The sequence below is a fragment of the Acinetobacter sp. Swhac1 genome (assembly GCF_013390985.1).
Taxonomy (GTDB): domain Bacteria; phylum Pseudomonadota; class Gammaproteobacteria; order Pseudomonadales; family Moraxellaceae; genus Acinetobacter; species Acinetobacter towneri.
In genome coordinates this window covers 38,142-59,406 of record NZ_JACASN010000020.1, presented here as the reverse complement: position 1 = coordinate 59,406, position 21,265 = coordinate 38,142, and the positions used below count along the sequence as shown (strand labels likewise).

The 21,265-nt window shown below is 37.3% G+C and carries 20 protein-coding genes; 7 read left to right on the top strand and 13 right to left on the bottom strand.

The genetic code is table 11. The features are described 5' to 3' along the window. Window positions 1-218: 218 nt before the first annotated feature. From HX743_RS11010 to HX743_RS10990, 5 genes are all read right to left on the bottom strand, one after another. Entirely contained in the window at window positions 219-569 is a 351-nt protein-coding gene (locus tag HX743_RS11010; RefSeq protein WP_178319235.1) for a hypothetical protein, read from the bottom strand. Between the two features lie 3 nt (window positions 570-572). Continuing rightward, window positions 573-2,630, bottom strand: a complete 2,058-nt coding sequence (locus tag HX743_RS11005) for a hypothetical protein (protein WP_178319234.1) — start codon at window positions 2,628-2,630, stop codon at window positions 573-575. Then, entirely contained in the window at window positions 2,627-4,564 is a 1,938-nt protein-coding gene (locus tag HX743_RS11000; protein WP_178319233.1) for a hypothetical protein, read from the bottom strand. The genes HX743_RS11005 and HX743_RS11000 overlap by 4 nt, the downstream gene beginning before the upstream one ends. Then, on the bottom strand, window positions 4,561-5,988 hold the full coding sequence (locus HX743_RS10995) for a site-specific integrase (protein WP_178319232.1): 1,428 nt from the start codon (window positions 5,986-5,988) through the stop codon (window positions 4,561-4,563). Before HX743_RS10995 ends, HX743_RS11000 begins: the two co-directional genes overlap by 4 nt. A 165-nt stretch (window positions 5,989-6,153) precedes the next feature. Beyond that, a complete protein-coding gene (locus HX743_RS10990; protein ID WP_228153534.1) occupies window positions 6,154-6,303 on the bottom strand; it encodes an Arc family DNA-binding protein in 150 nt (49 codons plus the stop codon). 112 nt (window positions 6,304-6,415) lie between these two features. On the opposite strand from HX743_RS10990, the gene HX743_RS10985 reads away from it, so the two are divergent. Continuing rightward, window positions 6,416-7,414: an Arc family DNA-binding protein gene (locus HX743_RS10985; RefSeq protein ID WP_178319231.1), complete on the top strand. Its 999-nt coding sequence runs from the start codon at window positions 6,416-6,418 to the stop codon at window positions 7,412-7,414. 17 nt (window positions 7,415-7,431) lie between these two features. Here HX743_RS10985 and HX743_RS10980 read toward each other — a convergent pair whose 3' ends face one another. Further along, window positions 7,432-7,659 (bottom strand): helix-turn-helix transcriptional regulator, encoded by a 228-nt coding sequence (locus tag HX743_RS10980; RefSeq protein ID WP_026443898.1) that lies wholly within the window; start codon window positions 7,657-7,659, stop codon window positions 7,432-7,434. Between the two features lie 160 nt (window positions 7,660-7,819). On the opposite strand from HX743_RS10980, the gene HX743_RS10975 reads away from it, so the two are divergent. Further along, window positions 7,820-8,086, top strand: coding sequence for a hypothetical protein (locus HX743_RS10975; protein ID WP_178319230.1), 267 nt, complete (start codon window positions 7,820-7,822; stop codon window positions 8,084-8,086). 103 nt (window positions 8,087-8,189) lie between these two features. Continuing rightward, window positions 8,190-8,813: an HAD family hydrolase gene (locus HX743_RS10970; RefSeq protein WP_178319229.1), complete on the top strand. Its 624-nt coding sequence runs from the start codon at window positions 8,190-8,192 to the stop codon at window positions 8,811-8,813. 78 nt (window positions 8,814-8,891) lie between these two features. On the opposite strand, the gene HX743_RS10965 is transcribed toward HX743_RS10970, so the two are convergent. Then, complete coding sequence (locus HX743_RS10965; protein ID WP_178319228.1) at window positions 8,892-10,445, bottom strand: esterase-like activity of phytase family protein; 1,554 nt, start codon at window positions 10,443-10,445, stop codon at window positions 8,892-8,894. 117 nt (window positions 10,446-10,562) lie between these two features. Then, window positions 10,563-11,075: a hypothetical protein gene (locus HX743_RS10960; protein WP_178319227.1), complete on the bottom strand. Its 513-nt coding sequence runs from the start codon at window positions 11,073-11,075 to the stop codon at window positions 10,563-10,565. 190 nt (window positions 11,076-11,265) lie between these two features. Between HX743_RS10960 and HX743_RS10955 the strand changes: the two genes are divergently transcribed. The 4 genes from HX743_RS10955 to HX743_RS10940 all read left to right on the top strand — a co-directional run bounded on the left by HX743_RS10955 (window position 11,266) and on the right by HX743_RS10940 (window position 15,341). Then, window positions 11,266-12,840 (top strand): sensor domain-containing diguanylate cyclase, encoded by a 1,575-nt coding sequence (locus HX743_RS10955; RefSeq protein WP_178319226.1) that lies wholly within the window; start codon window positions 11,266-11,268, stop codon window positions 12,838-12,840. Window positions 12,841-12,882: 42 nt separating this feature from the next. Beyond that, window positions 12,883-14,013: a TIGR00341 family protein gene (locus HX743_RS10950; RefSeq protein WP_178319225.1), complete on the top strand. Its 1,131-nt coding sequence runs from the start codon at window positions 12,883-12,885 to the stop codon at window positions 14,011-14,013. Between the two features lie 180 nt (window positions 14,014-14,193). Further along, window positions 14,194-14,571, top strand: a complete 378-nt coding sequence (locus tag HX743_RS10945) for a diacylglycerol kinase (protein WP_178319224.1) — start codon at window positions 14,194-14,196, stop codon at window positions 14,569-14,571. 56 nt (window positions 14,572-14,627) lie between these two features. Continuing rightward, window positions 14,628-15,341 (top strand): phosphatase PAP2 family protein, encoded by a 714-nt coding sequence (locus HX743_RS10940; protein WP_178319223.1) that lies wholly within the window; start codon window positions 14,628-14,630, stop codon window positions 15,339-15,341. Here the strand turns inward: HX743_RS10940 and HX743_RS10935 are convergent. The 5 genes from HX743_RS10935 to cueR form a co-directional block, all read right to left on the bottom strand. Beyond that, complete coding sequence (locus HX743_RS10935) at window positions 15,322-16,632, bottom strand: HAMP domain-containing sensor histidine kinase (RefSeq protein WP_178319222.1); 1,311 nt, start codon at window positions 16,630-16,632, stop codon at window positions 15,322-15,324. The genes HX743_RS10940 and HX743_RS10935 overlap by 20 nt on opposite strands. Then, window positions 16,632-17,309, bottom strand: a complete 678-nt coding sequence (locus HX743_RS10930; RefSeq protein ID WP_104852307.1) for a response regulator transcription factor — start codon at window positions 17,307-17,309, stop codon at window positions 16,632-16,634. The genes HX743_RS10935 and HX743_RS10930 overlap by 1 nt, the downstream gene beginning before the upstream one ends. 1 nt (window position 17,310) lies before the next feature. Further along, entirely contained in the window at window positions 17,311-19,023 is a 1,713-nt protein-coding gene (locus HX743_RS10925) for a phosphoethanolamine transferase (protein ID WP_178319221.1), read from the bottom strand. Between the two features lie 240 nt (window positions 19,024-19,263). Next, window positions 19,264-19,965: a VIT family protein gene (locus HX743_RS10920; protein ID WP_178319220.1), complete on the bottom strand. Its 702-nt coding sequence runs from the start codon at window positions 19,963-19,965 to the stop codon at window positions 19,264-19,266. Window positions 19,966-20,822: 857 nt separating this feature from the next. Further along, complete coding sequence (cueR, locus tag HX743_RS10915; protein WP_178319219.1) at window positions 20,823-21,215, bottom strand: Cu(I)-responsive transcriptional regulator; 393 nt, start codon at window positions 21,213-21,215, stop codon at window positions 20,823-20,825. Window positions 21,216-21,265 lie beyond the last annotated feature (50 nt).

Sequence of the window (21,265 nt, the reverse complement as noted above, 5' to 3'; positions counted from 1 at the left end):
GTTCAAATGGCGATTCAGCGTTTAATTGGTTTTGGGAAAAAAGAAGAGTTTAAGGAAATTTTGGCAATTTTAAGAAGGCAGAACCCTGATAGGATAAGGGTTCTGTGAAATTTGTCGTGTACAGAGAAAAAATATATAAAATAATTGATTTTAAAATGCCCATCCAATAGAACTTTCAATGTCCTATGCATGTGGCATAGGACATTTCCAAGATAAATTTAACTTTTCTGCCTCAACTCAAAATTTTCGCACAACAGCGAATTGCACTTTTCCAGCAGTTTTTCATAATCTTCTTTCAGCTGCTCATAATCACTTTTCACCGCTTTGGTCTTAGTTTTCGCTTGCTCAATTTGCTGGGCAGGCGAAAGAACATTTTGCCCAACTGCCTGTGCAGCTTGCTCAATTGCCTCAATTAATGCAGCATGACGACTCTTTTTAATCGAGCCTCGTTTACGTCCAGCTTCCATTGCAACCGTATCATTATTAATGGCAGAGCCCTTCGGTAGAACAATCGGTTTGTTGGCTTTTAATCGCTCTAAAGCAGCGTAATAATCATTAAGTGCGCTCATACTTTACACCTCAATATTAATCGTTTTAATTTTTTGAATCATTTTGTTTAATGCCAAAATATCACTGTCCATTTGCCCGTATAGCAAGCTGCTTTGGATTTGCGTATCTCGCTGCCGTTGTAGTCGATGAACCGCTTTTTGCATTTTTTCAGCACTTGTTGCATCAAACACAGCATGGGCACAACTCAAACAACTGGTAATCGCAGTAAACGAAATTTTTTCGCAAGAATCAGGGTTGGTACAGGCACCAAATAGACTTGGCTTATAGGCAATTTCACCCCTCTTCATGCGCTTAATCGTTTCATCCCGATCTGGAAAAACTTTCAATAACTGCTCACGGTCTTTTTGCAACTGTAAGTAGGTTCCTGCACCACCAAATAGCTTACTAGAGCTATTAATCACACCCTCTTCAAATTGCGCATAAGAATGCACTAAACGCTGATATTCCAGCTCTTGAATAAATTCCTTTTGGCTATCACCGGCTAAAATATTTGGAGCAAATATAGCATTATCTCGATAATACAAAGTCATTGCTTCGGTTAAATGCTTATATTGAACTGACAAAGCCCCAAGTCCAATAACACCTGAACGAGCACCATACACAGCCAGTGAGCGCCTGAATTGATGGGTACAAATATTCCAATATTGACCAATTTGACAGTCTTTTTCTTCACGCCAGTTGCGGAAACCATCGAAAGCTTCTAATTCCGCCAAATCCTCTTCACAAATTCGTAGATCATCACCAACAACAGACAGGATTCGAGGTATGTAATGATTAAAACTCGAATATGAACGAATAGGTGCTCCGTTAAAGTGTGATACATAATCCGTTTCCTTCTCGATATTCAGATTTTTTTTATGTCGATATTTTTGAGAAAATCTTGTTGGAAATAAGGGATATTCCGACGGATTAGAAAAATCATAATGTGGATTAAGCAATGCATAGATCTCACCAATACTTTGCGCAGCATTAACACCAGACTTAATATCTTCAAACGTGATCCAATATGTCGATTTATTACCACCGCCATGCAGTTTAGAGGAATAACCCATCAATACATGCACAACATGCTCATTACTCTGAACAGTTTGATAGCAGTCATAAGACAGTTGATTCACTTCATTGTCACGCATACCTGCAAATAGGTGAATCCAAAGCTTTGCTATACCTTGAATTAACGTGATATAGCGAGTTAAATTCGCGTGTTTTTTAATATTATTATTTTCAAAAAAATCAGTTAAACCAAGCAAATCTCGAGCATCGGTAAAACTTGTTCCATGCTGTGTCCGTTTAAACTCGCTTGGCATCAGGGCAAAAGCCTTATCTTGCAGGATGCGCTGAAACCATTGTCGTAAGGCAGGTGCATTTTGGTTAAATTCTGTTAGTTTTTCCGACAACCCATTGATTAAATTTATATAAATTCTAGAAGGAATAAGTTTGGTTTGCGGTCCAATTTTGTTGGATTGTATCCGCAATTTGGCAATGACTTTTTCCAGATGCAAAATTGGCTTATAGACATTAAATGCAGGAATAAGGTCAGGGTATTGCTGCTGTATAGAAAAGCAATCTTTCAACAAAGCTTTGAGACATGAAGCAATTCTAAAACTGAATCCCATATACGCTTCTTGTAATTTTGTAATATAGACTACATCTGTAAAAAGTTGCTGTAAAGTACAGCCATTTCGATATGCAATTGCAGCTAAATGTCGTAGCACAGTAAATCGATTTTCAATACTTTTGATAATCGGCTTACCTGTTTTGACGTATAACAGCGCAAAAACAATTTTTTTCATTTCGGTGCGAATTTGACAGAAGATAAAATCATCTTCACGTGCACTGTGAAGCCATGTATTAAAATTTAATCTACAATGGCAATTCGGCATATACGGTGAAAAGTCCCAAACCTGATCTCCGTATTTAGACAATGTTGCTCCATTTGGCATTCGGGATAGAATAAAAGATGAGGGAACAGTCAGCTGATTATTTTGTAGATTGTACTCATCAGGTAAAAACAGTTCAGCAATACCCAATGAATATAAATATGAATTAAATGAACTCATGCGATCCACCCCAAATCAAGTAATAATTCAAAATGATTCAGCCAATACGCATCTAAATCACCACTTTCCACTTCTTCCTGAATCGACAAAATGCGATCTCTTAAAGTTTCATAAGCGTTTGACAACTCAGTCAGTACTTCATCAATACGATGTAGAACCACACCAAACTGCGACTCCCATTTGATCAAATCCGTTGCTTTTTGTTTGACGTAGCCGAGCAGACTTTTCAGTGATAAAAGCTTACGCACATCTTCATCATCAGCGTGGACTGCATAGTGTTGGCAGAATAAGCAATGCTCAAATTGCTGACAGTTCGGTGTAGGAGCTTGTTCTGTAAAGCCTAAAGCTTTTTCAGGCTGTGGATAGATAGAGGCACATGCACCGACAGGTGAGGGTTGAGCATCAATAGTTTCATCTAACATTTGCACCGAAATTCGTTCAAGCGTTCGAGTTTTTGAGACGGCAACTTCTCGCAGCTCATTAAAGAACTGTGAAATTTGTTGAGCTGCATCTTTGAATGAAGTACGTACATAATTATTTCTTGCTGTATCAAGTGAATGCCCCATCACTTCAGCTTCCAGCAATATATCGCCATCGCTCAATTCAACAGTTTGACTGCTTTTATGTTTACGCCACTGCTGTGGCGTAATCCAAACCATTTTCGGGAAAATGCGCTGTAAAAAATTTTTTATTAATTGTAATCTGCCGTTGCCTACAGGTCTCAATTGCTGAATTTCGTTGCGCAATGGAAAGACAAAATCACATGCTTCATCTTGTACATACCATTCGCGAAGTTCCAGAATCTTCCTAAAAACTGGCTCAAATTTCACCCCAAATTCGGGTTGAACTTCTTTCCCGCCAGCACGACTTTTTGTACCTGAAAAGCGTCGTCCTTGAGTACTTGGTAGGTTTTCCATTGTTCCTATTTGTAATTGCTGAGCAGTATCTAAATTTGCCCCCGTTTGTGCGATAAATAACAACATGCCAATGCAAAGACCATAGGAAGCAAGTCTTTCACGCTCTAAATGTCGCTTGTCTTTATTACGTTCTTCAAGCTTACGAATCGCTTGATTGCGATTTTCACGTACACGTTTTCGATGCTCACTATCTTCTTCTAACTCAAAATCAGCCAGCATTTTGGAAAGGGCTGGAATAATTGGATATTTGGCTAAATAATTCTGCATATCAAACTGGATATGCTGTTTTTCAATTTGATGATGAAAGCCCGAGTAAAAATAAAAATCTTCCTGATCCACAGATTGAAAATGCGCAGGAAAGTCATTTTCTTGTACAACTATACGATGAATTTCAAGAAAGACATTCAACAAAGTTGCATACGTCTTCTGATGATCTTCTTTAGCAATTGGAAAAACAGGAATATCATAACGCTGAGACTGTACTTGCATCGCTTGACTAACAATATCAATTTCATGACAGTCAAATACATATGCGATTAACTTCGCCGCATTACGCTGATATAGCTTTGCTGTATGTGCAGCCAAGCTTTCTGCATCAGTATCTGCAAACAAAGTGCGATCAACTAAATATTTGCTGTAACGACGATACGCATCTATCACACTGTCTTGATTTGAAAAATCATAATTTTTCTTTTGGCTATCCACCCAATCTAAAAAAAGTTTACTGGTGTAATAAAATAGTACTTTGGACAAATCTGATCCGCTCATTTGCAACAAATAGTCCGTTAAGCATTGCAAAAAATAACGTCTTTTTTCATCAAAAGATGCAGATAACTGTTGTTCTGACAACGCCTCGCCAGATACTCTTTTCCGATAAAACAGAGTTCCAATATCTAATTTCTTAAAACCAAATGCAGCAGTTTTATCTTTGCAGACGAGAACAAGTCGCTCATGCTCATTAATTTGTTTGTTAATATCTGAGATATGCACAAAAATCGGATAGTGTCTAAAATTCATAACAATTCTCCCGCTAAATTGACAGAAGACATCACGTATTTCATTAAGCTTGATTCATATTCATGCTGAATTTTACTACGCCACTTTAAGCGAGATTTGTAATTCAAATATTGCAAAGTCGTGCTGATGTTACGATGTCCCATACGGGCTTGCACATACTCAACAGCGGTCATAGCAGAATGCCCATCTGGCAAATGCTGTAACTGACTTTCAAGCAGATTCATCCCAAAACTGGCACGTAAGTCATGGAATTTGAAACTTTTAAATTGTGGATCAATCAAGCGAATTTCGGGTAATAGCACGACTTTTAAATAACTACGTACCGCTTCACCCTCATACAGTTTCAGCCTCGCCCCAAATGAGTCAGAGGCTTTGATCTGCTCTATCAGCTCTTGCTGTTCTGCTTTGCTGGTGTAGAAAGATGTACCCAGTTTGGTGAGAAATACATAGTTTTCATTAGAATCACCGTAGCCAGACTTCTGTCTACGCAGACGCGCTTGCTCACTATTGATATAGATTTTAAGATCTTGAGCTAACCAATTGGGGATCAATAAGGTCATTGGCTTTTGAAATTTAGTATCCACGCCTGTTCCCGCTCCAACAGGCAGACGGATGAAACCATGGCTATCAGACTCACGATTAAATAAATTTTCGATTCGTAAAGTACAAATGGTTTGTAACCGGGCACCTGTAAAGAGTGCAAGATAAAACATCAGCTGATATTCACGTGATGATTTTTGCAGTGCTTTTAATACAATAGCTTGCTCTTCAACAGTAAGTGGGCTTAATTCACCCCCATCTACAATTGCTTCAGAGTTTTGGGCTTTAGCAGGAACATGAATTGCAAGATCATGTGACTTAATTGCCATTTTTCGACGTGCGCCAAACTCATTATCCACGGCAATATATTTGTAGACATCTTTAAACGGTATGCCATAGCGCTGATGATCAACTAAGTCTTCTGTAACGAGAAATCGATAAAAATTCACTACCGCATTAATTCGATTACTTGCAGAGCGAGCTGAAATTAGACCTGCATTCGCTTGCTCAATAAGACGAGCACGATATTTAAAAATCGCATTCAACTGTTTTAGTTTATGAAATTTCAAACAATCTAGCTCTTCATCTTCTAAAAATCGCTGAAAATCAATTAATTGGTTAGCAATTGAAGAAAATGTTTTAAAATCATACTGTATTGTTTGTTGTAATTTTTTCAGCAAATACAGATTAAAGACGTCAGAAGGGTTGCCATCTCCCTGAATAATCACAGGGAATTCAAGGTAAGCATCACCATGTTTTTCAAACGCTGCATCATTTAAACGATCAGTTGTCTTAACCAATGTCAATAACTGAAATTTTTTAATGGTCACGACTTTGGCTTTTGATTGGTAGCGTGACTGACCATTTTTAAGTTTAGTGCTCATTTTGAGCCTCCTGTTTATTAAAAAACAGGCAAAAAGTGTCCTTGGGATAGGATTGACAAAAATGCCCCTATCCATCAAAATCGAAGTGTCTGGACGCCAATCAAGACATTCATAAAAGCTCATGTTCCGGCATGGGCTTTTATACTTTTTGCCGAATGAAAATAATTACTTTTTTGTCAATTCTCTCTGTTCCTCTTTTCTTAATCGTTCCAATTCTGTAATAAAAAAAGCATTCATTGACTGATGTCTTTGCTTTGCCATTTGTTTGACCCAAGAAACTAAATCTATGGGTAAACGAAGATTCGTCTGTTTCATGTGCATCACACCAATTGTTAGCATATTGCTAACATAGCAATATGCTAACACTTATGTCAACTCTTTTTTTATAGCATAATGCTAGTGCTATTTTTTACCGACTTAAAAATGTATGAGTAAGAAAGATATCCAATTTAATCTTCGTATTCCTGAAGAGCTAAAAGCTAAAATTGATGCTGCAGCGAAAGTGAATCAACGCTCTATCAATGCAGAAGCGACCTCTCGACTTTACGATTCATTCGTCATGAATGACAACATTCAAGTTGAAGCAGCAAAAATCGTTGAAAACTTTCTTCGAGCTCGATCTCCGACAGAGCGAAAAAAAGTGGTAGCTAAACGTTTAAATTTTGTATTAAGTGAATTGAAAAAAATTTATCATTTTAATGAATTTACAATTGCTGAATTAGCTTTTAAGATCAATGAAGATACGGCTGATGAGGCTGAAGCATGGTTTAGAGCAGAATTAGAACCCACCTTCGGACAATTGAAAAAAATAGCGCAACATACTTCAGTGAATCCAAACTGGTTACTCTTTGGTAAACAGACTCCCTATTATATTCAGCACAAACGTTTAAATGAATATTTAGATGAAGATATAAAGCTGCTTTTAGGTTCGGACCCTAGTAATGAATATTTATCTGCATCAAAAGTGCAAGAAATAAAATTTATTCGCGAATTATCAGAAAAAGGGGAGTTAATTATTCTTAAAATTTATGAAAATTACGCAGTTGAGACTTTTTATCCTCCATATCATATCAGTGACGTAAATGGTGTTGGTGGATATAATTCATTGTTATATTTTTGTTTTTTGACAAAAGTACTCCTGCGATATTACACCGCCAAGGTAAATATAACCAGCCACCTTCTCTCAAAAGAACAGTTTAAACTGATTTTGACTGGAACAGTTCATCCATTAACAATTGTAGAAAAATTACATCATATCCCTTGGGCAAGTGATTTATCCGATAAATTTACAGATGAAAATTTAGATTATTGGGATGGTTTTGATACGTTAAGAGCTAGAATACTACGAGACTTTGCAGAGAAAGAATACATTCAGGAAATTTGGAATGATCCTAAGTTGTATTTAAAGCATCCTATTAAGTTTTAAAAACGGATGATATTTTACTAAGCACCATCCCTTTTTCTAGGCTCATTGGTATATTCAAATAAATCTTGCATATTACAATTAAAATATTTACATAAGGTATCAGCGACTGAAAGTTCAATTCGTACTGCACGATCATAGTAAAGACTTGTGAGCGTATTACGATTAATACCAGTCGCTTGAGCTACCTCACTTAACTTTAAAATTTTTCGTTCACCCATCAAATTTGACAACCTACATCTAATCATAACAACCTTTAAATTAAAAAATTAACCTACAGCAGGTTAATTTAACTTGATAAATAACTTTTACCATGATAATTTAACCTCCAGCAGGTTATATTGTTTTATTAAAAAACAAATTAGCCGTTCTAAATTTCATTATATAGTTTTTTAAGGAAGTTCAGCTATGAATAACTACTTTTCTCCAAAATTCTCTGTTTCAGAGGAAGTTCGTTCAACTGCTATTGCACTAATCAAAGAGTTTAATATTGACCGTACATTTGATTTAGCTTTGTTTCTGAATGTTAACCCCAACTTAAATGACCAAGATGCGACTTTAGCCTGGGTGAATTATTTTGAAAAAAATCAACATGATCTCAGTGACTTCAATCATGTTAGACGCCACTTTATGAAAAATTTTCCTAAAATTATGTTTGCAAATTTCAGTGAATAAAATAATCAAAGGGAGATATCAAATATCTCCCTTAATTTTTATAGCAATGCTCTTATGGTAATCTCAACAAAAAGTAAAATTCAATTTAATTGGTTGTAAAAATATGGAATTATTTATAAAAGCAGGCCATATTGAGCCTTCAGTCATTATTTTTGACGTGTTTGGTACACTTGTAAAAATAGAGGAAAGACGTTCCCCATATAGAAAATTAATGAAATGGCTAAAAGAAAATGGGCGACAACCAAAACCTGATGATGCCAAATTTATTATGTCCCACAATTTGAATTTGGCAGAGCTTACAAAGCGATTAGCAGTAAATATTCCAGACCAATTTATGCAAGAACTTGAGCATGATTTAGATGAAGAGTTACGCTCTATTAGACTGTATGAAGATACCTTATCAACTTTGGAAGAATTAAAAAAACTAGGATTCAGATTGGCAGTATGCTCGAATTTAGCGATGCCATATGGAAAAGTTGTTTCTTCATTTTTACCTTCTCTTGATGCTTATGCTTGGAGTTATGAGGTTGGAGCAATTAAACCAGAGTCACAAATTTATCAATATCTAATTGATAAATTACAATGTCATGCCAAAGACATTTTATTTATTGGAGATACTCTTTTAGCTGATTACAGTGGTCCAACTGAATTTGGTATGTCAGCACGTTTAATTGATCGTAAGAGTGGGCAAAAGCTGGCAGATGTTTTAGCTGATATCATTCGGTAATTAATATTGGTTTAAGTCTGAAAAAATTAGTTGAATTTAAGAAGCCCAAAAGTTTTAGCTTTTGGGCTTTTTTTATGGTTATGGGTTAAAAAGATTTAACTTATCGGCAATATATAAGGTCGGTGTATCGACACGCATGCGTACATTATCCAAATACTTTTGCTCTAAACCATTGGTTGTCCAAAGCCCCATGTCATCATCATTCACAATTCCAAGGGTTTGTCGGTTAATCAACCATAAACCTTCCATTTTGTCATGTGCATAACTTACACGTTTACCCATATCCAATACCAATGTTTTACTTGCTGGTTGAATATTTAGTGCTTGTAATGCTTCCCATTTTTTATCGTTATTCATGAAATATTGCTCGAGGGTTTTACCTGCAATCGTTAAACCAAGTTTAGGATCTTGTACTAGATCGCCCTGAGTTGCGATATCCTCCAAATTGGTAGCATCCTTCAGATCAATACGATAAACATGTTTCATGATATTCGGATTGTCTTTAAGGAATTTGCCATCACGTTCCAGTACTAAAAACTCATGATCATTAATCGCAATAATAGCTGAGTTTGAGTTAGCATCAATTTCTTGACGATAGAGATACTGAGCAACTTTTCCTGTTTCAAGATTGATCGTCACAATACGTGTTAAGGTTGATTTATTAACAGCTTTGGTCGGTAAGTCCATTGTCGATTGCATAATCCCAACCAATGTTTTTTGGTCAGGTGTAATGGTTAAACCTTCCATACCACGGTTGGCACGACGATAACTAAATTCTTGCGGTAAAGTGAAGGTATTGCGCACATCATTTACAAAAGGATTAATACGACCAATTTCTTTTCCATTGGCATCATAGTGCACAATGTGAGGACCATATTCATCACTCACCCAGAATGTACCATCATTCAATGCTGCCAAACCTTCAGAATCGAGACCGTAATCATCAAGTTTGATAGGGTTCGTTATTGGGTCATAAGGCTTTGACGGATCTTTAGTGATGACCTTACCATGAATATCGTAAGGTGTTTCGCCTGTACCACCTAGTGCTGCAGTATTCGGTAATCCACTAATATTATTTCCATCACGATCTTTTAATAAAATCGTTTTGATGAGTTTGATTGAGCCATCATCTTGTACCTCAAATAACCCAATTTTAGGTACATAGTCTGGCATTGGAAAAATCTTACCAGCACCATTCACGCCATCATTATAGTCAGCATTTGGGCCACGATCTGTGATTGCGTAAAATTGTTTATTGTTCGTAGGATGGGCAGCAACATCAGAGCCAAAGCCACCCTGTCGAAGAGTAAATGCACTCGCAATAGTTGTTCCATTCGCCTTAAAGCTTGTTAAATTTTGGTAAGGCAATGCAACACCTTGGGCAAATAAGTTTGGACCACACTGGATGGAGCTTTGCTGAATTTCATTCGCATCCAACTCACCATTTTGATTTTTATCCAAACCGCTTTCAATACGTGTTCCAGCACTCCAGCAATCATCATTTCCAAGTACTAAAGGCGTCTGTTGAATCAAACTATTCAATCCATTTTGACCATTGTCCCCATCATCAGTACATGCCGTTAAGAAAATTGTCGAAGCTAATAAAGCTAAAGTTAGTGGTGTTTTTTTCATTGTTCATAAGCATCATTGTAGATATAGATTTCATGGTAAAAATCAAAAATGACATTAATGTGAAAAAAATATAAATAATTCATGATATTAAAATCTTAGGTTAGCATTTAAGTTCAGCTATCTTTCTAACTTTTTAAAATAGGTTTCACATTTTGAAGCGGGGCCAAAATTATATTTTAAAGCGGTATTGGCTCTAGCTGTTGCATATTCAATACCTTGAATTTCACGCTGATGAGCAAAAACTTGAATCGCAGGATGTAACTGTTCTGAGCAACTGGCATCGTTGCTAAAGTATTTTAAGGTCTTGGTATTGGAAAAATATATTGCAGCAAACAATCGCCCATCTTTAAACACAATCGCTGATGAAGCATCTAAACTGCTTCCAGACCGACCTTCATAATACAGAGCCTCATCTGTTTTCAGTAAATATGGCGCTGAGTAATTGTCGAAATTAGATTGAAATTTTAGATAATCATGCTTTAACAATGTTTGAAGTTCTGTTTGGATTTTTGGATTCAAAACAATTTGAGGAATTGATGAAATATCTGAATATTGAATGAAGTCTAGTTCTTGAGCATAGGTAAAAATGGAGATTGAAAAAAGTAGAAAAAGATAATATTGATTCTTCATATCAAATTTATTATTTTTATGTCCATATTGACTTACTTATGGATTGTTCATTTTATATGGACACTTATGGAGTAATCAAAAATTCAACTATATTGCTTTAAAATTGCTTTAAAATTATGTGATTGAGTTGTAAAATTATGTGTTAAAATTGGCAATTGTCACAGTTTTTGAGTTTTTGGGGTAGGAACTGTTGAAACATTTTTTACTACGACTTGGATTGGATCTGCGTAAGCTTATTTTAATTTCCACAATTTTAAGTGTATCAGGCTTATTTGTCGTAAGTATTTTTATTTTGAATTATGCAATTAAACAACAATTAATTCAAAATTCACTTTCAGTGAATGAAAAGTATGCAGAAAAAATTGCGACCAATGCCAATCAGCATTTTACTAATATGTTAAAAGAATTAGAATATAGTGCTAAAGTATTAGAGAAAAATTTTTATAATATAGATGTAAGAAAATCTGAAGTAGAGCGTTTAAAGAATCAGTCTGATAACTTTAATAGTGTTTTAATTGTGGGTGAAAATAAGCATGTTTTGGCATTTGCACCCAGTAGTTTGAATTTTAATTTCGGTCAAGATTATAATTCATTGGGTATAGTAGAGTCAACTGAAAAAAAGAAAACTTATATTTCTACACCCTATTGGTCTGTAAAAAATAATCTTTTGGTCATGATGTCTCAACCTGTTTATAATGGCAAAGATAATTATTTAGGGATGATCAGTGGTACGATTTATTTACAACGGAAAAACTTATTAAATACAATGCTGAATACACAATATGACTATAAAAAAAGTTATATGTATGTGATTGATCAACATAACCGTATTTTTTTTCATCCAGATAAAAATCGTATTGGTGAAAAAATTATCAACAATACGGTGTTGGATTATATTAATCAGCATAAAAATGGCTCAATCCGTTTAAAAAATAGTTTAGGTATAGATAATTTGGCAGGTTTTGCACATATTCCAAGTGTAAATTGGATTGTGGTTTCTCAGCAGCCGACAGAGGATTTACTTGCACAAGCCAATACCTTGATTTTAAAACTATCGGTTGGAATCTTTATTTTTTACTTATTTATTTTCTTATTGGTTTGGTATATCTCAAGCTTTATTTCTTCACCTTTGAACCGCTTGGCACGTATGGCAAGTATGCTGAATCAGGCTGAAATTCAAGATAAAATTAAAGAAGTTGACCCGTGGTATTTCGAGGTATCAAAGTTTAGAACCTCATTATTACTCAGTTCGGAAACCTTTAGTCATCGGATTGCGGAGTTAAAGCATCACGTCAATACTGATCCATTGACAGGTTTATATAACCGTCGTGGGATGCAATTATTTTTAAATGAGTTGGTCAAAACCCGAACTGAGTTTGCAGCATTGTCTATTGATATTGATTTCTTTAAGAAAGTTAATGATCACTATGGGCATGATCAAGGTGATATGGTACTGCAAACGCTCGCCCAAATAATGCAAACTAATTTTAGGGATCATGATATTTGTTGCCGTTCTGGGGGCGAAGAGTTTTTAGTGCTGATGACGACTGCCGACCCAAGTGTGGCATATAAAGCTGCGGAGCGTTTAAGAACGACCATGCAACAAACCAATATTAATGGTATGGGTGAAATTACCATCTCAATTGGTATCGCATTTTGGTTTAAAGATGCAGAGGATATTTCTGAAGTGCTTAAACTTGCAGATAATAAATTGTATGAAGCCAAACATGCTGGGCGGAATTGCACAAAGTCTACGGCTACATGAGAATTTGGATAGATTCCTATTCAGCTAACACAGAGGCATGCGATGGAAAAAGATCAAGATCCAACGATTGTGGTTGAAGACAGTCCTGAACAAGAAAAATATGAACTTCTGAAAGAAAAGCTGAAATACAAACAAGCGGAGCGCGAAAACTCTAAAAAGATTGATCATAAACAAGTACGGCTGAATATTCAGGCCGATGCCTTGCCAAGCAAAACCTTTTTTATAATGAATGCTTTGGCAGCTATTATTGCAGGCTATGGTTTATTGTCTAATTCAGCGGCAGTGGTGATTGGTGCAATGCTGGTTGCGATGATGCTTGGTCCTATTTCAGGTATGGCTTTAGCATTTATTGATAATCGATGGTTGTTTTTTAAAACAGCATTTAAAACCTTAGTTTTAGGTGTGTCGATGATTGTCAGTATTGGCATCATTTTAGGTCTTATCAATATTAACTTACCTATCACCCATGAAATTCTGTCTAGAACTCAGCCTACCATTATGGATTTAATGATTGCACTTGCGGGTGGTGCAGCAGGGGCATTTGCAGCCGTTTCACCACGTCTGTCTGTGGCTGTTGTTGGCGTTGCAGTTGCGACTGCTTTGGTACCGCCGCTGGTTGCAAGTGGCATATTAATTGCGCATCTGGAATGGAAACATGCAGCAAATGCTCTGCTGTTGGCACTGACCAATATTGTTGCTATTCAAATTAGTTCTTCACTGGTGTTATGGGCAGCTGGTTTTAGACGCGGTTCAGATGAAGAAGTAAATAGCACAGTAATTGAATTTATTAAAAGAAATATCGTGAGTCTTTTAGTACTTTTTGCGCTGGGTATCTATTTAAGCTTTAACTTTATGATGATGTTAAATAAACAGATGTATGAACATCAGGTAGAAAGCTTGATTGAAAGTCAATTTAATCAACATAATAATTTGATTGATACGGTGCAGTTTGATCGGCGTAAAGAGATGACTTTAATTCGCGTAGTCTTGCGTGGAGATATAGCGCCAAAACCTCAACAGATTTCTGCATTGAATCAAAAATTAGCACAAGACCCACGTGGAAAACCAAGTGTGGTTCAAGTGCGGTTTATTCCTGTGCAAATTATTCAAGCCAAAGAAAGTCCTGATTTTGAGATGAAGCAAGTTGAAGCCGAGCAATTGATACAACCTTAGATTCAACAATAAGAAATTGATGGTATTTACAGCTTACTTTAGATGGAGTCTTATTATTCAATAGGGCACTCATAATGTTACATATTACACCGATTTAATTTAATAGCCTCAAAAGGTTATAGTTAAGCCAATTTTAAGCTAAACCACTTAACATCCGATTTATTTCAAATCAGATTCACTATGCTTCCACGCTCTCCTTACAAAGGCACTTCTGGTTTACAACGGATTTTGAATGCCACAGGCTATTCTTTGGCAGGCTTTAAAGCCGCCTTTCAAAATGAAGCGGCATTTCGGCATATCATTCTGATTAATTCACTGCTGATCCCGCTCAGTTTTTTCATGCCTGTCAGTCGTGTTGAACAAGTGCTCATGATTGTGGTGTGTTTACTTGCCATCATTGTCGAACTCATTAACTCTGCTATTGAAGCTGTGGTCGATCGTGTTTCGATGGAGCAACACCCCTTGTCTAAAAATGCCAAAGATATGGGCAGTGCAGCGCAATTTGTTGCTTTGGCAATTATCACATTGACTTGGGGCGCATGCCTGATTCCTGCTTAATCCTTCAAAAAAGCATAAGATAGACTTTAGAATAGATAGTGAGTTGAGTAATCCTAATGCGGCATCAGCATTCAAAATTTTTACTTCTTCAAGCAATTTTACTCCTTCTGAGTTTGCTGATATTGCTCAATTTTTTTAGCGTTGCAGGCATGCTAGATTTACACCTAATTCAACCTTTTATAGATGCACATGCAGAATTTCCACTGCGACAAAATTGGGCATTGGCTGAATTAAATCATCGTTATGTCAAATATATCCTGATTGCAGTATATCTGAGCTATTTGCTGGCTTGGTTGCTGTCTTTCAGATTTCAAAAATTACGTGCTCGTCGTTGGGAGTTTGGCTATTTCTTTTGGATGGTGGTGATTTCGACCAGTGTGATCGCAATACTTAAATCGCAGTCGGCACATGCTTGCCCGTGGGATATGAGCATTGCTACAGCGCATGGCGTTTGGTGGGATTTAAGTGCAACGGCAGGGCATTGTTTTCCTGGTGGGCATGCCTCAAGTGGTTTTGCTTTATTGGTAGGGTATTTTGTTTATCGGGTTGCTCAACCTAAACGTGCTTATTTTTTCTTAATTGCAGCATGTATTTTAGGCATGGGGATGGGCTGGGCGCAAATGATGCGCGGGGCACATTTTTTTAGTCATAACCTTTGGACAGGCTGGATTACTTGGTGTTTGAACTTAGTCGCTTATGCGTTCTTGGCGCATAAATTGCCACAATCAAAATTTAACTTAAAATCCGATTTTAAAGCAGAGGAAATTTAACCTGCACACATAAACCACCTAAACTGGCACTTTTAGAAAACTCTAAACTTGCACCTAAGCGTTGCGTGGCTTTATCTACAATAGATAAACCTAAACCACTACCAATTTCCGCATGGTTATGAATACGGTAAAAACGCTGTCGAATTTGATTGAATAGTGCGGGGTCAATGCCTGCACCACTGTCTTCAATTTGCAAAATAGCATGCTGCGCTTGCTGAAAAATAGTCACATTAATCACGCCTTGTTTGGGGGTATATTTAATCGCATTATCAATTAAATTATAAATAATGGAATGCAAAGCAGAACTTTGTCCATGAATATTCAACTCTTGGCGTTGTTCGACACCTAAATCAATATCTTTTTGCAATGCCAATTGAATGAGCTGTTCCACACAGGCAATGGTCATTTGATTTAAAGATAGAGCTTGATCGCTTTCAATTAGACTATCTGAGGCATCTTGCTTGGCTAAGCTTAATAACTGATTGACCAAATGCTGTAAACGCAAAACCCCTTGGCTTAAATTATTGAGAGCATCACTATGTGGAAATTGCTGCAATAAAATTTGTACTTGTAAATTAAGTGCGGTGAGCGGGGTACGTAACTCATGTGCAGCATCGGCAACGAACTGGCGCTGTTCCTGCTGTGCGGCAGAAATTCGCGTAAATAACTGATTCATTTCCTGAATCGTAGGTGCAAGCTCGACAGGATAATCCAACATGTGAATCGGGCTGAGATCCTGCGCTTTACGACGTGCCAATTCGCTTTTAAAGTCATTGAGCGGTTGGAAATTATGACGAATGAGCCAACCCAAAGCCAAAAGGGCAAAGGGTAAAAATAGCGCGTAAGGAATAAACATATTTGCCGCTAACTCTAAAGCTAAATATTGGCGCACAGAGTTTTGCTGGCTAATTTGAATTTGTAGATTTTCCTGCGGCAAAATATAGGTATGCCACAGTCCAACTTCAGTTTGATGATTATAAAACCCTGGTTTTTCTACGGGTTGTAGCAACACACCTTGAGGGTGTAATTGTGGTGTTGCATCGGTATATGACCAAATATCGACAAATAAGTCTTCTTCACTATATCTCTGATTTAAATTGATTTGGCTTTGTGTAGGTTCTGGATGGTTTGCTGCAATGCGTTCCGCCAAACTTTGCATTTGTGCATCTAAAATTTCATTCATTTCTTCTAGGGCAATTCGATACGCTGCAAATACCAAAACGCAGCCCAACATGACACTAAAGATAGAAACATAAACAATCAGACGTTTTTGCAAAGAGTAGGATTGCATTAAATTTGCCCTAAACGGTAGCCCAAACCACGAATGGTACGAATAAAGTCCTTGCCAAGTTTGGCGCGTAAATGGTGAATATAGACTTCAATGGTGTTGCTGCTGACTTCACTGTCAAAATCATATAATTTATCTTCTAAATTACTTTTAGAGAAAATTTTATTAGGGTGGCTGACCAAAGCCATTAAAATTGCCCATTCACGATTCGACAATTCGATATATTCACCTTTGAATTTTGCCAAATGTTGTTCGGTATCTAAGACTAAATCGCCATAACTTAAAATATGTGCGGTATCGTTTACAGGATTTTGTGCGCCGCTACGTCTGAGCAGGGCATAAATTCGCGCCAGTAATTCATCAAATTCATAGGGTTTAATTAAATAATCATCTGCACCCTGATTTAAACCATCCACCCGTTGTTGCAATTGATCACGCGCAGAAATAATCAGCACGGGCAATTGTAGATGTAACTGGCGAATGTTTTTTAATACCTGCATGCCGTCCATCATGGGTAAGCCTAAGTCCAGCAACACCAACTGGATATCTTGCTGCTCTAATTGCTTTAAGCCATCAATCCCGTTGTTCACCCAAGTAACATCAAATTGCTGTAACTTGAGCAAGGTTTGGGTCGATTCGGCAATCATAAAATCATCTTCAATGATTAATATTTTAGGCATGTTACGACTCGTGCTGCGGTTGAGTGGTAGATGGGGCAGAACATTGATTCAGCATATCATTTTTCGGATCAATCACTTGGCTTTTTACATCTAGTAAGCTCAATAAACTTGGGAAAAGATTGTCCTGACTCAATGCTGTTTGGCGTTGTGCTTTTAAGCAATTCACTTGCGCAGCATTTTGTTGTTGCCAAGTTTCTGAAAACCACATCAGCATCGGTACATGAGTTTGTTGAGTGGGTGCCATAGAATACGGTGCGCCGTGTAAATATAAACCATGTTCGCCTGTCGATTCTCCATGATCAGACAAATACCAAAAACCTGTTTGATAGTTTTTTTGTTGCTCTAAAGTTTGAATCAACTGACTTAAAACATGGTCGGTATAGACAATCGAGTTGTCATAGGTATTGCGTAAGGCATCGGCACTGCACCCCTGAATCGCATTGCTGTTACACGTCGGTTGGAAGGGGTGATAAGCTGCGGTTGAGCGTTTGAAATAAGCAGGTCCATGACTGCCCATTTGGTGCAATACAATTAAATGTGAGCGCATGTCTTTCGGGTCAAGCTGAGCAAGATAAGCCTGTAAACTGTCCACTAAAATTTCATCTAAACATTCACCGCTAGCATCACACCATTTTTGTTTTAGCGCTGCAGGAATTTGATATTGCTGCACCCGATCACAAGCACCTTTACAGCCTGAATTGTTATCAATCCAAGTGACTTGATAACCAGCATGCTGGGCAATATCCAGTAATCCTTCACGGTGATTTGCCAGTTGTTCATCATAGTTTTGGCGTGGCATCCCCGAGAACATGCACGGCACAGAAACAGCCGTGGCTGTACCACATGAGCTGACTTGAGTGAAATTAATCACAGGCAGTTTGGACAGTTCAGGATTGGTGTTTTTTGCGTAGCCATTCAGTGAGAAGCTTTCGGCACGTGCAGTTTCACCAACCACCAACAGCATAATTTTGGGTGCTATGCCTGTTTGCGCACGTTGAATTAAATGTGCATCTTCACCATAGCGCAGCAGCGGCAAATTCTGTTTGGGTGCTTTCTTTTTATAATACGATAGACTAGAGGCAATCGCATTTTGTGGAGAAAGCATGCCTTTTAAATCACGATGCTCGCGGAAGATTGCAGCATAATCCACATAAAAACAGAACAATAAACCCAAAATCAGCACAATCGAAACTACACTGCCTAAAGTCTTTTGCAGTAATTGACGGGCAAAATGAGTCGGCTGAATTTTAACAGACCACACCAAGACCAATGGCAATAGTACAAACAGCACACTCCAAACCACTAAGCGTACAGACAAAAGATCACGTACTTCACGTACATCGGTTTGCAGCATATTTTGAATTTGGTCTGCGGTAATCACTACGCCCAAGCTATTAACAAAATAAGCGCTGAATCCACCGACTACAATCAAAATACTGGCTAATATTTTGGCATTCCAACGCCAGTTTAGCCATTGCAGCAACAGATGATACGCCGATACGATGACGATCACAGTTGCAATCAATAAGCCTATGGCTTTAATGCCCTGATAAGGTGTGAATTGTTGAATTTTCTCATAAAATCCATAGTTCAATACCAAGCCTAACCATAGGGCAAGCAGTAGATTGAAATAGAATAAAGAAATCGGTTTTTGCCAAAAGCGTAGTCGGGCAAAGATAGATGGAGCAAGTGGTGATTCGGGCTGCTTAGACATTGTCAATGATTCAAAAGACTTTAAGATGCTTTAGTTTAAAATTTGAAACTTAAAACTGACTTAAAATTGTGGGCTGAATCTGTTGTAGTTTTATTTGATTAACTTTGAAGATAGAAGTTTTAGAGATATAAACTTTGCATGGATAAGCTGTTCATTCATGTTATTTCTGAAGCTTGCCCTATCTCTGAACATATTTTTATCCAAAGATAGGGCAGATTTTTATACTGAGTTTTCTAGATTTTAAGCCACAGCGACATGGAACATTGAACCAATCCACGCACTGAATACCATGGCGACAATACCCCAGATCATGACACGCAATGCACCTTTCCACATACTTGCGCCACCGACATAGCTGGCAAGCGCACCCATAACCCCTAGACTGATTACACCGACCAACATCACGCCTTTGTCTAACAGATGTTCAGGTAAGAGTAAAATAGACACCAACGGGAATAATGAACCTATAGTAAATGCCAATGCCGATGAAAAAGCTGCCATAAATGGCTGCGCTGAGGTGTGTTCTAAAATACCAATTTCGTCACGGGCATGGGCATCTAGAGCATTGTGAGCAGTCAGTTGTATGGCAACTTGTTCTGCCAATTCGGCATCTAAACCACGAATCATATAAATATTGGTGAGTTCTTTTAGTTCATGCTCTGGATTGAGTTTTAATTCGCGTGCTTCCATCGCAAGGTCATTTTGTTCAATGTCTTGTTGAGATTTCACCGAAATATATTCACCTGCTGCCATAGAAGCAGCGCCCGAAATTAAGCCTGCAATACAGGTAATTAACAATGTTTGAGAAGATGCACCACTGGCTGCCATCCCCACGACCAAACTGGTCACAGAAATGATCCCATCGTTCGCACCCAATACTGCAGCACGTAACCATCCAGACCGTTCAATATAGTGTTTTTCGAGGTGGTAAGAATGTGGCATAGATCAAACTCTCTTGTTATTCAATTTTCGTTTATTGATGTGTGATATAGCATAAATCATTCTAAAAAATTTATCGTTTAAAAATGAGAGGTATTTCACAAAATAGATGAAGTCGTAATGTGGTTTTTGAGTTTGAGCTTGGAGTTTTTTATAAAATTTCCTTAAATTTCAACCTTTAAATGCCTTAAAAAATGATCAATAGCTTGTAAGATGATAAAAGAGATTGATTCAATCAGGCTTGCAAGTAAATAGGAAATATCGTGATGTCTTTTCAGAATATTGTCGTACCTGTAGTGAGCGAAGTCAGTCTAAAAACCATTCATCGGTTGGGTGCAGGGTAAAGTATGCCTAAATTATCTCGTGACTTAGTATCGCCAGACGTATTTGACTTAAAGTCATTTATTTCTCCTCGCATTAGGGGTAGATGTCGCACTTGCAGAAGTCATACGTGGACACGGTACAATTTATGATGCAGAAGTCTGTGATGCTGCGGTTCGTTTAATTAATGAAAAAGGGTATGAATTACCGCGCTAAAATATGCGTAATGAATAGTGCTAAAACTTGATTGTTGTGCAGTTTATCGGAGAGATTCTTAAAAAGTGTTAAATTTATCTCGTAAATTATATAGAATGCTCACTAATTCAAATTGTGTTTATATATAATACGCTCCCATAAAGTAACAGATATTCCAAGTTTCCCCCCACACTTCCCCAAAGTGTGAGTTTTTTTATGCTATGTATTAAAAAGATAGGGATGTAGATTTCCTAAGTTAAATTTAAGCTGACAGATACAACAATGGTTTCTAACAAGTGGATAACTGTCAGGTCTTGTTTGAATGGGGGAAGCTTAATTCCAAATCACTTCCCCAATTCAATATCTTTCAAAATCACACAATCTGCCTGTTCATCGCCAGAGCAATGATCTGCAGAGCTTTGTAGCCAGTTCGCCATTTCCTGTAATTGCGCAATCTTCTGTTTTAAGGTTTCAATATGTTTAAGTGTGAGCTGCTTTACTTCTGCACTTTGTCGGTCAGCATTTTTCCATAAACCTAGCAATTCTTTCATTTGCTCAGAAGAGAAACCCAAAACCCGTGCATGCTTAATAAAAGACAAAGTTTTTAAATCTTGCTCAGAATAAATCCGATAACCCGAAGCAGAGCGTTTGGCGGTATCCAGTAAACCAATTTGCTCATAATAACGAATCATTTTGCTGGAAATACCCGATAGCTTAGAGGCTTGACCAATATTCATGTGACTTCTCTCATAAAAAGGGCGTAGAACAATCTTCTAAACCCTTTGTG